This is a genomic window from Collinsella intestinalis (assembly GCF_902501455.1).
Classification (GTDB): Bacteria; Actinomycetota; Coriobacteriia; order Coriobacteriales; family Coriobacteriaceae; genus Collinsella; species Collinsella intestinalis.
The window spans coordinates 424,260-438,776 of sequence record NZ_CABWIC010000007.1 but is presented as its reverse complement, the minus strand read 5'-3'; the positions used below and the strand labels follow the sequence as shown (position 1 = coordinate 438,776).

The window sequence follows — 14,517 nt, the reverse complement described above, 5'->3', positions numbered from 1 at the left end:
GCGCACCGACAGGCATTAAAGCCCCAAAGCGAAGCTGACAAGGTTGAGATACAAGGGATCGACCGTGATGCTGAAATAAAGTCCGATCAAATCGATGTGCAGCAGACTCGGCAACACGTACAGAACGACGATCAGAATGGGCATGGAATAGCGCTGGACCTCGTAATACGTCTGGAGAGCTCGGCCCTTGAGAAACAGGACAAGCAACGAAGAGCCGTCGAGCGGCGGCAGCGGGATCAAATTGAAGAACGCGAGCGAGAGGTTGACGCTCATGAGCGTCAACGAAAAGCGAACCAAGTGCGGAGCGACCTGCGCAGCCAGGCCGTACTGTGCCAGACCACCTGCGAACAGCGCGGGATCGTTGGCCAGGCCGCGCAAAAGAAGCGCACCCAGGAAGGCAAGGGCGATATTGCTCAAAGGACCCGCCAGAGAGACGATCACCTCGTCGCGCTTGGGATGTTTGAGGTTGCCAAGATAGACGGGCACGGGCTTGGCAAATGCAAAGACGGGACCGCCGGCCAAGATCATGATCAGGGGCAGCAATATGGTGCCGAAGGGATCGATGTGGCGAAGTGGATTGAGCGAGATGCGCCCTTGTGATCGAGCCGTGCGATCGCCCAACAGGTAGGCGGCAAGCGCATGGGCGCTCTCATGCACCACAATGCCGATGATCACGGCAGCTGCGCTTGCGAGCAAGCCGAACAGATAGTCGAAATTCACCCTACTCCTCCTAGCGGATGGTTTGAGAGATGCGGCCAAGCAGGTAATCCACAAAGAAGCACACCGCCGCCACGACTGCAAAATCGAAGCGGAACACGCCGCCAAAGGGAGTGGGAATCAAACCATAGCCCGCGATGATATCCGGAAGCGCCCGGGTGAGGTCGACGACAAAATTCACGATGCCGAGCATCGTCGCGAATCCGTTGAAGCATAAGACGACCGTGAGCACACAGAGGCCGAGCGCGAACAATCTGAAAGCGAAACCCAGAAGCGACAAGGCAACGGCAAGCGCCCTACGCGAGTCCACGGGAAGTCTCCTCCTCGATCGTGGTGGACAGCTCGAGCCACTCGTCCTCGAGAGCCGGAAGCTCCTGCTTGAGCCCGTTGTACTCCACGAGCGCGGCGTTGAACTTATCCTGGTCGGCATACAGTTCCTCACTGGCCATGAGAGCCATGAGCTCGTCGTAGCGGGCTCGCTTCACATCAAGCTCGGCCTCGACCTTCTTGAGGCGGTCCTTCGTACCCTTGAGGCGGCGATTGAGCTCGGCGCGAGCGGCGGCCTCCGCACGCTTTTGCTCCTTGGTCTTCTTGCCCTCGCGAGGCGCCGCAGCCTGAGGCTCGTCGGCGCGTTGCGGGACCTGTTGCCTGGAGGCATTTTCAGGCTCAACCGCCTCAGCCGCGGCACGCGCGGCCAAGTCCTCGCGCTTGAACAGGTAATAGTCGTAATCGCCGTCGTAAACGGTAATCTTTCCGTCGCGGATATCAACCACGCGGTTCGCCACAGCACGCACCAAGTGCTCGTCGTGGGAGATGAGGACGATCGTGCCCGGGAAGCTCTTGAGGGCGTTCTCGAGCATGTCGACGGAATCGATATCGAGATGGTTGGTGGGCTCGTCGAGGCAGAGCAGCGCCTCGGGGGCAACGAGCATCTTGGCCAACGCAAGGCGGGCGCGTTCGCCGCCGGAAAGGACCCCCACGCGCTTGTCGACGTCCTCGCCGGCGAAGAGGAAGGCACCGAGCAAACTGCGCTGCTGAGGGACAGTCCAGGTCGGGGCAACGGAGTCGATCTCCTGCAGGACGGTATTTCCCTCTTTAAGCCCCTCGAGCTGGTGCTGGGCGTAGTACGCCACGCCGACGTTGGTGCCGAGCGAACGGGTACCCTCAGTCGGCGCCTCCTGGCCAATGAGCATCTTGAGGAGCGTGGACTTGCCGGCGCCATTGGGTCCGACGAGCGCGACACGGTCCCCGCGATACAGCGTCAGATCGGCGTGCTCGTAAAGGGTCTTGCTGCCGAAGCGCTTGGCAAAATCCTCGAGCTTGATGACCATATCGCCCGAGCGCGGAGGGTCGGGGAACTTGAAATTGACGTGCTTGTGACCCTCGGGCAAGATCACGAGCTCGCTCTTGATCTGCTCGATGCGGCGCATACGCTCCTGGGCCTGGGCGGCCTTGGTCGGCTTGTAACGGAACTTATCGACGAATACCTGCATATGGGCGATCTCGCGCTCCTGGGCGGCGCGCTTGGCGCGCATCTGCTCGAGGTTGTCCTCGCGCTGCTTAAGATAGGAGCTGTAATTGCCAGTATAGGTGGTGATACGGCGGTTCTCGAGGGCCGCCACGTGATCCACGCAGGCATCCATAAAGGCACGGTCGTGGGAGACGATCAGCACAGCGCCGTCGTAGGCGGAGATGAACCCGCGCAGCCACTGGACACTTTCGAGGTCGAGGTGGTTGGTGGGCTCGTCGAGCAACAGGACGTCGGGATGGCGGAGGAACAGCTTGGCTAGCGCAATGCGCATCTGCCAACCGCCAGAGAACTCGGAACACGGCTGATCGAAATCCGAGGGCTTAAAACCCAGACCGGCAAGAATCTGACGCGCGTTGCTCTCGAGTTCGTAGCCACCCAAACGCTCGAAGCGGTCCTGCACATGACCATACTCGTCAAGCATAGCCTGGGGAACCTCGCCGGACTCTCCAGCCTCGGCAATCTTGAGCTGAAGCTCCTCGGCGCGCTCCCCCATCGTCTTAATTTCAATCGCAGCGTCCATAACCTCCTGGATGATGGAGATATCACCGGCGAGTTTGGTCTCCTGCTCGAGATAGCCGACATTGGCATCCTTGGCAAACGTAACGGACCCCGCATCGGGGCTGTCGATGCCCATGATGATCTTGAGCAGCGTCGTCTTGCCGGCACCGTTGGGACCGACAAGGGCGTACCGCTCGCCGGCATTCACCTGGAGCGTGGCACCCGTGAACAGGGTCCGCGCGCCGAAAGACTTCTCGATTTTGTCGACAAGGAGAATCATGTCACCCTCACAAGGTCGCTGAGTCTCTATAGCAAAAAGGCTCCAGTTACCTGGAGCCTTTAATGTGTGATGGTGGGCGATACAAGATTCGAACTTGTGACCCCATCCGTGTGAAGGATATGCTCTACCCCTGAGCCAATCGCCCGTGCTTTTCAGCAAGGAGAATACTAACACGAATTTGGATGACGGTGCAATACATTTTTTAAAATCGCGATTCAGGTGAGGCACTACTCGCCTCAGGCGAACGTTTTCGACTCATTTAGCCGGATAGCCGTGCACGGCGTTGCACATCGGGCACGAAAAAGAAAAAGGCCAGACACGCGGTCTGACCTGCTGTTTTGATGGTGGGCCCTCCGGGATTCGAACCCAGAACCCAGGGATTATGAGTCCCCTGCGCTAACCGTTGCGCCAAGAGCCCGTTAAGAATGTTGCATCACATGCGTAAATGTAAAAGGCCTTCGGTTTCCCGGAGGCCTTAAATCTCATGGTGGAAACGAGGGGGATCGAACACCTGGCCTCTTGATGCCGGGAAGTCCGATTAACCTCAAATCCGCGCGAAAAGACGCATTCAGGGCAATTCCGGGTAAACGCGAAAACCGACGCAACGCAAATTCTGCAATCGCAGCGATTCCTGCGAGAGGGAGTATACCACGCAATCGGCACTAGGAGCCGTCGTGATTGATTAGTGATTAATCCGCGCGTAAGGCCTCGGTTGGGCGCGGCGGTGCCGATCAGGCGACCTGGTGCCGACACCAGCGGCCCAGGGCGAGGGGGACGCCGACCGCGACGAGGGCGCCGTAGACGAGGGCCGCCATGCCGATGAGGTCGAGCACGACCGGCCCCACCGGGTAGGAGAACAGCGCGGCGAACATGTCGAACGGCGACTGCAGCCCCATGGGGAACAGCGTGAGGATGTGGCGCAGCACCCCGACGCCGGCCGACGGGAGGAGGCCGGTCACGAACAGGACGACCACGTCGGTCACGATGATGGCGAGCGTAGAGGGCGTCGACGCGGAGAGTGCGAGCGTCAGGGCGAGCATCCCGAGCATGACAAGGTAGAAGATGCCGATGTACAGCGCGGCGGCCTGCGCCATCGTGAGGTTGTAGGGCGAGGCCAGAGCATAGTTCTGGATCGTGAGGTCCGCCCCTCCGGCACCGTAGAAGGCCAGGGAGACGCCGCAGACGATGGCGGCGCCGGCCGCGAACAGGGCCGTGGCGTAGAGGGCGGCGGCCGCGAGCTTCGCGGCCACGAGTCTGCCGCGCCCGTTTAGGGACGAGAGGAGGACCGCGTCGGTCCCCTCGCGGTACTCGGAGGCGAACAGGGGCGTCACCGTGACGCAGGCGGCGAAGATGGCGAAGAGGAGGAACGCCGTGCAATCGAGGATGTTGTCCCAGCCGCCGGACCACCCGTAACCGATGGGCTCGGCCACGCCGGCCTCCTTCTCGGTCCAGAACGAGCGTTCGGCCGGCGAGTAGACCCACTCCCCTCCCATCCCCTCGTCGAGGGAGTCCTGCAGGCTGGCCGCCAGGGCGCCGTAGAAGTCGAGCGCCATCTCGGGGCTAACGCGGAAAGCGTACTGGTAGGGCTCCAGGCCCCTGACCGCCCAGGGCTTGAGCAGCGTGATGTAGTACGGATCGTAGAGCTCCAGGCGCGTCGCCTCGTCGTACGCCTCCGCCACGGCCTCGTACGCGGCCGCGTCAGACATCTCCGCGAGCTCCTCGGGGTTGAGCCTCTCGTAGGCGATCTCCTGGTAGCGGGCGATGTCGGCGGCCACGCGCTCTGGCGTGAGATCGCCCGCGCGGGCCTCGGCCACCTCGCGGCGGTGCGCGATGGCCTCGGGCCCCGAGAGGATCTCCCCGATGTTGCCCTCGGCCCTGGCTTGCATCACGTTGAGCGCCATGACGGCGACGAGCATGACGATCGCGCCGGCGTTCGCGGCGACGGCCACGCGGCGGGTAAGCATCTTCTTGAGCTCGAACTTGATAAGGCTAAGCATGTCGGCCACCTCCGAAATGGGCGCCGCGGCGCCCGCGGCGATCGGCGTCAGCGGGCCCGGCGAGCGGCGCGGGGCCGCCCTCCGCCCCGCTCTCGTCGAACACGTGCAGGTACAGGTCCTCGAGCGTGGGCTCGGCCCTGACGGCGCCGGGCACGCGGGAGGGGCCGTCTCCGGAGAGGAACCGGACGAGGGCCGTTCCGTCCCCCATGTGGTGGACGTTGACCACGCGCGACGCGGTCGACAGCTCATCCGCCTCCCGAGCCGGGACGCGGGCCTCCCAGACCATGCCGTCGACGCGCGACACGACCTCCGACGGGGCACCCCGCATTATCAAGGACCCCGCCCGCATCATCAGGATGCTGTCGGCTATGCACTCGACGTCAGAGACGATGTGCGTGGACAGCAGGACGACCTTGTCGGCGGCGAAGCTCGCGATGAGGTTGCGGAACCGCACCCGCTCCTTCGGGTCGAGGCCGGCGGTGGGCTCGTCGAGCACGAGGACGTCCGGGTCGTTGAGCACCGCCTGGGCGATACCGAGGCGCTGCTTCATGCCACCGGAAAACGTCCGGATGAGGCGGCGCTCCTCGCCGGCGAGCCCGACCCGGTCGAGCAGCTCGAGCGAGCGTGTGCGTGCCCCGCGGGAGTCCAGGCCCTTCAGGGCGGCCATGTACTCCATGAAGTCGAGCGCCGTGAACTCCGGGTAGTACCCGAAGTCCTGGGGGAGATAGCCGAGGCGCGCCCGGAACTCGCCCCCCATCTCCGCGGTCGGGCGCCCGTCAAGACGGACCTCGCCCGAGGTCGGGCGCAAGATGCCGCATATCATGCGCATGATCGTCGTCTTCCCCGCGCCATTGGCGCCGAGCAGCCCGTAGACGCCGGCCCCCAGCCGGGCGCTGACCCGGTCGACCGCGATCTTCGGGCCGTACTGCTTGGTGAGCCTATCGAGCTCGAGTTCCATCGCATTCTCCCTTCTATCGAAATCAGATGTCGAGCGGGGACCGGACGTCCCCGCGCCGGGGCGCGAAGCCCCGGGCCCCCTCGCCCAGCCACGCATGGATTTCCGAGGCGCACCAGGACCCGGAGGCCAGGCACGCGAGGCACCAGGCCCAGGCGCTCGCCGCCGCGTACGCAACTGGGGCGGCGTAGAACAACAGCGCCGACGCGGCGGTGACCGAGGAGGCCCACGCGACCGCGGCGCGCCCGGCGTCCGGCCCCGCGGCGCGCCTGGCGCACATAAGGCCCCCGGCGCAGGCCGTCAGGTAGGGGGCGGCCATGAGGGCCAGGGCCCTGGCGGCACCCAGTCCCTGGGCCCCCGCCGAGGCCGACCCGAGCGCGAACACGAGCACGCTGGGGACCCCGAAGAGCAGCAGGCGGGCGAAGGACACCGACACGGCGTTGAACGGGCACGACGACTCGAGTTCGCCCATGCCGAACGGCTTGGACCGCGTCACGCCGACGAGGCACACCAGGGCGAGCAGCCCACCCGCGGAGGAGAGCGCCTGGAAGGCGGCGGGGCCGTCCGCCCCCACTCCCGCACCCGCGACCGTCAGGGCACACACGGCGGCGATGGCGACCCAGGCGCCGGGCGGCGTGAAGCGGGCCTGGGCGGCCAGGAACGCCGGGAGCGACGCCTCCGGCCCCCTCCTCCCGAGGGCGGCCGCCTCGGCCTCGCAGGCGGCGACGCAGGCCTCGACGAGACTGGCGCGGCCCGCCTCACGGTCCCAGCCCTCGCGCTCCTCCCGGAACAGGCGGGCGAGCTCCCGCTCCGGCGATCGGTCAGGAATGTGATCCATCATGCGTCCCCTTCCTCGGAGGCCAGGGCCTCCCTGATGTCCGACAGGGCGGAGCCGATCCGGCGCGCCACCGCGAAGCGGCTGAGGCCAGTGACGCGCGCGATCTCCACCGCGGTGAGCCCCTGGTCGAACTTGAGCTCGACGATCTCGCGGGCCTCGTCTGGCAGGGCCCGGACCGCGCGACGAACGGCGGACAGCCTGTCGGCCGAGCCGGACCCGGGCGACGGGTCGGCGAGGACCTCGTCGCAGGGCAGCTCGTCGGCGCGCATCGCGCCACGGCGGTGCGAGTCGGCGCAGACGTTGCGCGCGATCGTGAGCAGGTAGGCCAGCGGCCTGCCGTCGTCCCGATAGCGCCCGGATGCCCCGACGAACCTGAGGAACACCTCCTGAACGGCGTCCTCCGCCTCGTCGACCGACTCGGTGTGCCTGCGGCAGTACGCGTAGACGTCGGAATAATGGGCCTCGACGAGCCGCCTAACTCCTGCAGGTTCCATCCCGCGACTTTCGTGCGCCACGCGCACCACCCCCTCTCGCAATAGATAACGGAGCGGGCGCCCCCGATGAGCGCCCGCACACGGTTTCTACATATTAGACTTCGACCGAGCTGAATTCCCGGCGGGGGTGTCCCGTTTGCGGAAGGTCGCAGTCCCCGGGCAACGAGACACCGTGTTCCGCGAATAACGCGACACCCGGTTTATTAGATGAACTGATGAAGGACCTCCCTCAGGTGGGGGCAGGGTCCCGAAAAGCGAGCAATCAGATCAGATTCCGCGAATCTAGTCAAAGGATCCTGACATGCATTTCGGAATGAAATATACAGAATCATGAAAATCGTAAATAAAAAGGCCAGGGCGAAAACCCTGGCCTTAAATCTCATGGTGGAGACGAGGGGGATCGAACCCCTGACCTCTTGACTGCCAGTCAAGCGCTCTCCCAGCTGAGCTACGCCCCCATGAAGAGAAAGAAAGAAGCAAGTGGTGGAGACGAGGGGGATCGAACCCCTGACCTCTTGACTGCCAGTCAAGCGCTCTCCCAGCTGAGCTACGCCCCCTTGCAACGAAGAAGTACTATACGGGAACCTCGAAAGCTGTGCAAGCACTTTTTCAGACTTTTTTGAAAAGAAGTCTGATATTGGAGGTTCTCCCAGGTAAACGCTGCACAACAACATGGGCGCACGATGCTTTGAGCACGTGCGCCCATGAAGGACAAACTCTAACGGCGCTGCGAGATCACAAGATCGGCGACCTTGGAGGCAACCTCATCGATCGCAACGTCCTCGCGCTCACTCGTAGCGCGATCCTTAAGCTCGACCGTGCCGTTCTTGAGACCGCGCTTACCCAGCACGATCTGGTACGGGAAGCCCATAAGGTCGTTATCGGCGAACTTCACGCCGGGACGGATGTCGCGATCATCGACGATGACCTCGATGCCCGCTTCGCAGAACTCCGCAGTCAGGCGGTCGCAAACCTCGGCGCACTCCGGGATCGTCGGGTCAAGCGGCATGATGGAAACCTCGTACGGGGCAATCGACACGGGCCAGATAATGCCGTTCTCGTCGTGATGCTGCTCGACAGACGCGGCGAGGGTGCGCGAAACGCCAACACCGTAGCAACCCATCAGGAAAGGCTTCTCCTCGCCGTTCTCATCGGCGAAGGTCGCCCCCATGGCCTCGGAGTACTTGGTGCCGAGCTGGAAGACCTGGGACACTTCGATGCCACGGGCACCGGCGAGCGGGGCGACGCAATGCGGGCAGGGGTCGCCGGCAACGACCGTGATGAGATCCTCCCATGCGTCGGGCTCGAAATCGCGACCCGGACAGGCGCCGGTAAAGTGGTAATCGACCTCGTTGGCACCGCATGCCCACTGCTTGGAATCGCGCAGGGTGACATCGCAGACAAGGCGAATGCCCTCGGGCAGGTTGACCGGCCCGATAAAGCCCTTGCAAAGGCCGTACTGCTCAAGCTCCTCGTCGGTCATGAGGTGGAAGCCCTCGCCAAAGAGATGCTCGGCCTTGCAGTCGTTGAGCTCATGATCGCCGGGGACGATGGCGACAACCGGATTGCCCTCGACGTCGATGAGGGCGAGCGCCTTGCGCGTGCCGTTCTCGGGGAACTCGAAGAACTCCGCGACCTCCTTGATGGTCGTGAGTCCGGGGGTATGAACCTTCTGCAGGGTGCCGTCGCCGGGACCCTCAGTAACGGCGACCTGAGTGGAAGCGGCCTCGTCGTCCGCAGCGTAACCGCAAGCGTCGCAGTACACGAGAGCAGCCTCACCGGCGTCGGCGAGAGCCATGAACTCAACGGAGGTGTCGCCACCGATCTGACCGGAATCGGCCACGACGGGCAGCGCCTTGAGACCGCAGCGCTCGCAGATGTTCGCATAGGCCTGCTTCATATCGTCATAGGTCTCCTGCAGGGACTCCTGCGTGGCGTTGAAGGAGTAGCCGTCCTTCATGATGAACTCGCGACCGCGCATGAGGCCGAAGCGGGGGCGCATCTCGTCGCGGAACTTGTCCTGAATCTGGTACAGGTTCACAGGAAGCTGCTTGTAGCTCTTGAGCTCGTTCTTGATGAGGTCGGTGACAGTCTCCTCATGGGTGGGGCCGAGAACGAACTCGCGCTCATGACGATCGGAGATACGCATGAGCTCGGGGCCGTACACGTTGTAGCGACCGGACTCGCGCCACACCTGGGCATCGACCATAATGGGCATGAGCAGCTCCTGGGCGCCGGCGGCGTCCATCTCATCGCGGACGATATCCTCGATCTTGCGCAGAGAACGCCATGCGAGGGGCAGGTAGCTGTAAAGACCCGCCGCCTGCTTGCGGATCATACCCGCACGCAACATGAGGCGATGGCTCGCGAGCTCGGCCTCCGCGGGGTCCTCCTTGAGCGTGGGGGCATACAGATTGGACATCTTCATCGCTCGGGTCTTAGACACAGCGACCTCCTTATATCAATTGCGTCAAACGCTTCGATAATACCAGCTAATGCGCCGAAATCTTGTCTGGCTGTAGAGTAATCACAGCTCCGGTCCAGACATATTTCCGCAAGGCGTTTTTGTGATGACGAAGGCGAACCACGCCTGAAGGAATTATGTCTGGACCAGAGCGGTGGGATTGATCAAAGCCTGTCGATTTCCTCCATGAGCGCATCCACAATCTGGTCCTCGGGCACCTTGCGGATAACCTCGCCATGGCGAAACACCATGCCGACACCGCGCCCGCAGGCAACACCCACATCGGCATCGCTCGCCTCTCCGGGTCCGTTGACCACGCAACCCATGACGGCGACGGAGATAGGCTTGGAGCAACCCTTCAACCGCTCCCCCACCTCTTCCGCCAGGCCGATGAGATCCACCTGAGTACGGCCGCACGTGGGGCAGCTCACGAGCTCCGGACTGCGACGGCGCAGACCAAGCGATTGCAAGATCCCCCAGCACACCGGCGGCTCCTCAACTGGATCGGCCGTGAGGCTCACGCGCATCGTGTCACCGATGCCCTCGGCGAGTAACACACCAAGACCCACGGCGCTCTTGATCGTACCTTGCTGCACGGTGCCCGCCTCAGTCACGCCGAGATGCAACGGGACATGGGGCAGTTCGCGCGAAAGCGCGCGATACGTCTCGATCGTGGTGGGCACGCTATGCGCCTTAGCAGAAAGCACGATGTCGTCGAATCCACGCTTCTCGAAATGCTCTACAAACTCGAGCGACGAGGCGACGAGCTTCTCCGGCTGCGTCAGGCCGTCACGCTCGGCGATACGCTTGTCGAGCGAACCGGCATTGACACCGATGCGAATGGCCGCACCCGCCTCACCAGCCGCATCGATCACGGCGTCGACGCGCTCCCAGTCACCAATGTTGCCAGGGTTGATGCGCAGCTTGGCCGCTCCAGCCCGAACAGCTCCGATCGCGAGGCGGTAATCGAAATGAATGTCAGCCACGATCGGCACAGGAGACTCGCGACAGATGCGCTCGAAGGGCCCCAGCGCCTCCCGTGAGGGCACGGTGACCCGAACTAGATCGCATCCCGCGTCAACCAATGCGTTGACCTGGGCAAGCGTTGCATCGGCATCCACGGTGGGTGTGCAGGTCATGGATTGCACCACGACCGGAGACCCGCCGCCTAAGGGCACGGAACCCACCATCACACGACGCGTGCGCTCACGAGCGAGACCTTGCATGGCACTCCCCTTTCATTGCCACCGCTAGAAGAAGCGGAGGATATCCGAGCCCAACATGTAGACGAACAGCAAGCCGAACAGTCCAATACCGATCATGGAAATAACCGTCTGGACCTTGACCGGAACTTTTCGACGCGTAACGGCCTGGATCGCCTCGATCAACAGTTTGCCTCCGTCGAGAGGCGGAATGGGCAGCAGGTTCATGAAACCAAGGGAGAACGAGATGAGCGCCGCCCAGTTGAGGAACGTGGCAGGACCGGCCGCAGCTGCCTGAGCAGACATCACGGAAATGCCGACGACTGACGTTGAGTTGTCGAGCACCTCCATCGTGTGACGCGGATTGAGAAGGCTGGCGACAGACTGCGCAGTAGTGACGATGTTGTCGATGGCAATCTGGCAAGACTGCAACGGGCTGAGGCGAATCACCTTTACAGGTGCATTGATACCCAACATCCCGTCGGGGTCGAACGACACCTCGACACTCATGAACGAGCCGTTCTCGCGAGCCCAGGAATCGTCTCCCGAATTCTCGTCAAAGGGAAGATGCTCGAACGCATCGCTCTGGTTGTTGGGACGCCACAGCTCAAGCTCGACCGGGTCCTTCTTGCCGGTGGCGTTCAAGGCATCAGTCATTTCGATCCAAGAGGCGACCTGCTCCCCATTGACGGCAATCACACGGTCGCCCTTCTGAAGACCAGCTTGCTGAGCGGGAGAATCAACGACGATATCGCCCAGGACGTTGAGGTCCATGGGTGTTGAGACACCGAGCGCGGAATAGACCGCGATTACGAGCAGAAAACCAGTCAGGATATTGACGGCGATACCCGCAACCAACATGAAGGCACGCTTCCAAAATCCCTTGCCAATGTACGTATGAGAACGCTCAAGCTCGAAGAATTCGGCATCGGTCATGGGAGGGATCCAGGGATCGCCCTCGTCAGTGGCATGCTCGCGATCGAACGTGCGACCGTCATAAACCGTATTACCGGACCGATCGCGAGAGACCGCGGCAAACGCCTGCGGAAAGTCGCCGCCGTGGGATTTCTCGACATCCTCGACCTCAACCTCAACGGGGATGATGGAGCCCCAGCCATAGAGCAGCGAGCAGGCATCCTGGACGTCATCCAACGACAGACCAAGCTCCTCGGCAACGATCTCGAGCTCAACCGTACCATGACGATGAATACAAGCAAGGACCTGCGGGGCGCAGGGGACCTCGGTTGGATCCATACCGCAAATCTCAGCGTACCCGCCGAGAAGAATCGGGGTCACGCCGAACTTCGTGCCGATGCGCTTGGAAACGTGGTGGATGTTGAAACGACAGGGCATGCCGAGGAAAAACTCGAGCACGCGAACGCCGCACGCCCGCGCGGCGAGAAAATGTCCACCCTCGTGCACGAACACGAGGACCGACAGAAGCAGAAGGCCCCAAAAGATGGGGCCGAGAATTCCAAATAAAGCGTCCATATAATCCAAACTCATCAGAAACGGGACGAGATGATACCTCGCGCCTGCTCACGAGCCCATGCGTCGACATCGGCCAGCTGCTCGAAGGAAACGACCTTCTGGCAGTCGTGCTCATCCATACACGCCTCCACTACATCGGCGATGCCAGTAAACGTGCAGGCGTCATGCAGGAATGCGTCGACGGCGACCTCGTTAGCGGCGTTAAGCACGCAGGGAAGCGTACCCCCCTGCTTGCCGGCGATTTCGGCGAGCTTGAGGCAGCGGAAGGATTCCATATCCGGCGCACCAAATGTAAGTTGCGCGATTTCGCGGAAATCGACACGCGTGGCGGGAGTGGACCAGCGCTCGGGATACGAAAACGCATACTGGATGGGAATGCGCATATCGGAGGCACCGAGATGCGCCATGACCGAGCCATCCTCGAATTCGACCATGGAATGAATCTTGGACTCACGCTGGATGAGCACCTTGATGCGATCGATATCCATACCGAACAGATGCATGGCCTCGATGCGTTCAAGACCCTTGTTCATGAGGGTGGCGGAATCGATGGTGATCTTCGCACCCATGTTCCACGTTGGATGGGCCAAGGCATCATGACGAGTAACATCGGCAAGCTCATCGAGAGTACGCCCATAGAACGGGCCGCCCGAACACGTGAGCCAGATGCAATGCGCCTCGCGCGGATTCTCACCGAGCAGGCATTGGAAAATGGCACCGTGTTCCGAATCAACGGGAAGCATCTGACCCGGCTGGACCATGGGCATCAGCAAATCGCCACCCACGACCAGGGACTCCTTGTTGGCAAGCGCCAATCGCTTGCCGCTCTTGAGAACAGCATGACTGGCAGAAAGGCCCGCGGCGCCCACGATTGCGACGAGGACCACGTCTACATCCTCGAGCTCGACGAGCTCCTCGGCACAACGAGAGCCGGTATGTAGTTCGCACGCGGAGGGTAGCTCCGAGAGGACCGCGTCGCCACGATGCGCCTCAGACGTGACCGCCACATGTCGCACAGCAAACTCGTGTGCAAAATGAACCAGATTCTCGGTGCGCGAATGCGCACTCAGCGCAACGACCTCGAGCTTGTCAGAGTGCTGCTTGCAAACATCGAGCGCCTGCGTGCCGATAGAGCCCGTACAGCCGAGGATGGCAACGCGCGTACGTGAAGGCGTGTCGACGACAGCCATTACAGGACACCCCCAAGGTGAAGCATAAGATAGGCTGTGATGACTCCGACGATCAAAGAGTCGGACCGATCGAGCATGCCGCCATGCCCGGGAATGAGATTGCCCGAATCCTTGACGCCGACACCTCGTTTGATACGGCTCTCGAGCAGATCACCGAACACGCCCATGATGGATACCACCACGCCGCAGAGAATGGAGAACCAGAGGTTGATCTCATACAGGCCCGTCCACCAGATAATGATCCATACGACGACGGAACCAAAAAGTCCGCCGAAGAAACCCTCCCAGCTTTTCTTGGGGGAGATCTTGGGAACCATCTTATGCTTACCAAAGCGACTACCGACCATGTAGGCAAAGGAATCTGAGAGCCATAGGGAAGCACAGACGCCGATGGACAGCAACGCGCCCTCCCAGCCGGGAATGGCCTCGCGAAGCAAAACGATGGCGGATAGCATGTAGCCGGTGTAGATGGCGCCGAAAGCCGTCACCGCCACATCGGCGATGCGCGTGCGGGGGTTCTTCACATACCACAGACCCAAGAGCAACACGAGCAGGAAATTGATGACCGTGAGCCACACGGGGTCGACCAGGACGGACAGCGGGAAAAGCACCGAGGCGACGAGTCCCACGAATTCATTGGGAACCTTACCGTCCAGTCGCATTATGCGATAAAACTCATAGCAGCAAAGCACCGACATAACCGAGGCAAAAACGGCAGTGGGTACGACACCGAACAACAAAGACCCGATGAAAAGCGCCGCATACACGATGCCGGCCCCGGCTCGCACCATAAACGAATGAAGGCGACCGCCGGATTTCACGGTCGCCGCAGCTTTAGAGGTAGCTTCCTTAGAATCCAA

The 14,517-nt window shown here is 62.1% G+C and carries 12 protein-coding genes and 4 tRNA genes; all 16 read right to left on the bottom strand.

Annotated features, from left to right (window positions below):
* Window positions 1-15: 15 nt before the first annotated feature.
* Window positions 16-720 carry a site-2 protease family protein gene (locus tag AOBCEHNH_RS03260; protein ID WP_152063144.1) on the bottom strand — a complete coding sequence of 235 codons (705 nt, stop codon included), beginning with the start codon at window positions 718-720 and terminating at the stop codon, window positions 16-18.
* A gap of 10 nt (window positions 721-730) precedes the next feature.
* Window positions 731-1,027: a hypothetical protein gene (locus AOBCEHNH_RS03255; protein ID WP_006722686.1), complete on the bottom strand. Its 297-nt coding sequence runs from the start codon at window positions 1,025-1,027 to the stop codon at window positions 731-733.
* Window positions 1,014-3,026 carry an ABC-F family ATP-binding cassette domain-containing protein gene (locus AOBCEHNH_RS03250; protein WP_152063143.1) on the bottom strand — a complete coding sequence of 671 codons (2,013 nt, stop codon included), beginning with the start codon at window positions 3,024-3,026 and terminating at the stop codon, window positions 1,014-1,016. Before AOBCEHNH_RS03250 ends, AOBCEHNH_RS03255 begins: the two co-directional genes overlap by 14 nt.
* 70 nt (window positions 3,027-3,096) lie before the next feature.
* Window positions 3,097-3,171: transfer RNA gene (locus AOBCEHNH_RS03245), tRNA-Val, on the bottom strand.
* A 197-nt stretch (window positions 3,172-3,368) separates the two neighbouring features.
* Window positions 3,369-3,444: transfer RNA gene (locus tag AOBCEHNH_RS03240), tRNA-Ile, on the bottom strand.
* A gap of 313 nt (window positions 3,445-3,757) precedes the next feature.
* Window positions 3,758-5,023, bottom strand: a complete 1,266-nt coding sequence (locus AOBCEHNH_RS03235; protein WP_152063142.1) for an ABC transporter permease subunit — start codon at window positions 5,021-5,023, stop codon at window positions 3,758-3,760.
* The gene (locus AOBCEHNH_RS03230) at window positions 5,016-5,981 is read right to left on the bottom strand and encodes an ABC transporter ATP-binding protein (protein WP_152063418.1); all 966 of its coding nucleotides are present in this window, start codon (window positions 5,979-5,981) and stop codon (window positions 5,016-5,018) included. The genes AOBCEHNH_RS03235 and AOBCEHNH_RS03230 overlap by 8 nt, the downstream gene beginning before the upstream one ends.
* 22 nt (window positions 5,982-6,003) lie before the next feature.
* Window positions 6,004-6,819: a hypothetical protein gene (locus AOBCEHNH_RS03225; RefSeq protein WP_193221162.1), complete on the bottom strand. Its 816-nt coding sequence runs from the start codon at window positions 6,817-6,819 to the stop codon at window positions 6,004-6,006.
* On the bottom strand, window positions 6,816-7,310 hold the full coding sequence (locus AOBCEHNH_RS03220) for an RNA polymerase sigma factor (protein WP_152063140.1): 495 nt from the start codon (window positions 7,308-7,310) through the stop codon (window positions 6,816-6,818). Before AOBCEHNH_RS03220 ends, AOBCEHNH_RS03225 begins: the two co-directional genes overlap by 4 nt.
* Before the next feature lie 382 nt (window positions 7,311-7,692).
* Window positions 7,693-7,768, bottom strand: a tRNA-Ala gene (locus AOBCEHNH_RS03215).
* 23 nt (window positions 7,769-7,791) lie between these two features.
* Window positions 7,792-7,867 (bottom strand) — tRNA-Ala (locus AOBCEHNH_RS03210).
* 161 nt (window positions 7,868-8,028) lie between these two features.
* Complete coding sequence (locus AOBCEHNH_RS03205; protein WP_152063417.1) at window positions 8,029-9,738, bottom strand: proline--tRNA ligase; 1,710 nt, start codon at window positions 9,736-9,738, stop codon at window positions 8,029-8,031.
* Between the two features lie 200 nt (window positions 9,739-9,938).
* Window positions 9,939-11,000 (bottom strand): flavodoxin-dependent (E)-4-hydroxy-3-methylbut-2-enyl-diphosphate synthase, encoded by a 1,062-nt coding sequence (gene ispG / locus AOBCEHNH_RS03200; RefSeq protein ID WP_152063139.1) that lies wholly within the window; start codon window positions 10,998-11,000, stop codon window positions 9,939-9,941.
* Window positions 11,001-11,024: 24 nt separating this feature from the next.
* Entirely contained in the window at window positions 11,025-12,467 is a 1,443-nt protein-coding gene (locus tag AOBCEHNH_RS03195; RefSeq protein WP_226803220.1) for a M50 family metallopeptidase, read from the bottom strand.
* Window positions 12,468-12,481: 14 nt separating this feature from the next.
* Entirely contained in the window at window positions 12,482-13,657 is a 1,176-nt protein-coding gene (gene dxr / locus AOBCEHNH_RS03190) for a 1-deoxy-D-xylulose-5-phosphate reductoisomerase (protein WP_152063137.1), read from the bottom strand.
* Window positions 13,657-14,517 carry a phosphatidate cytidylyltransferase gene (locus tag AOBCEHNH_RS03185; RefSeq protein WP_226803218.1) on the bottom strand — a complete coding sequence of 287 codons (861 nt, stop codon included), beginning with the start codon at window positions 14,515-14,517 and terminating at the stop codon, window positions 13,657-13,659. The genes dxr and AOBCEHNH_RS03185 overlap by 1 nt, the downstream gene beginning before the upstream one ends.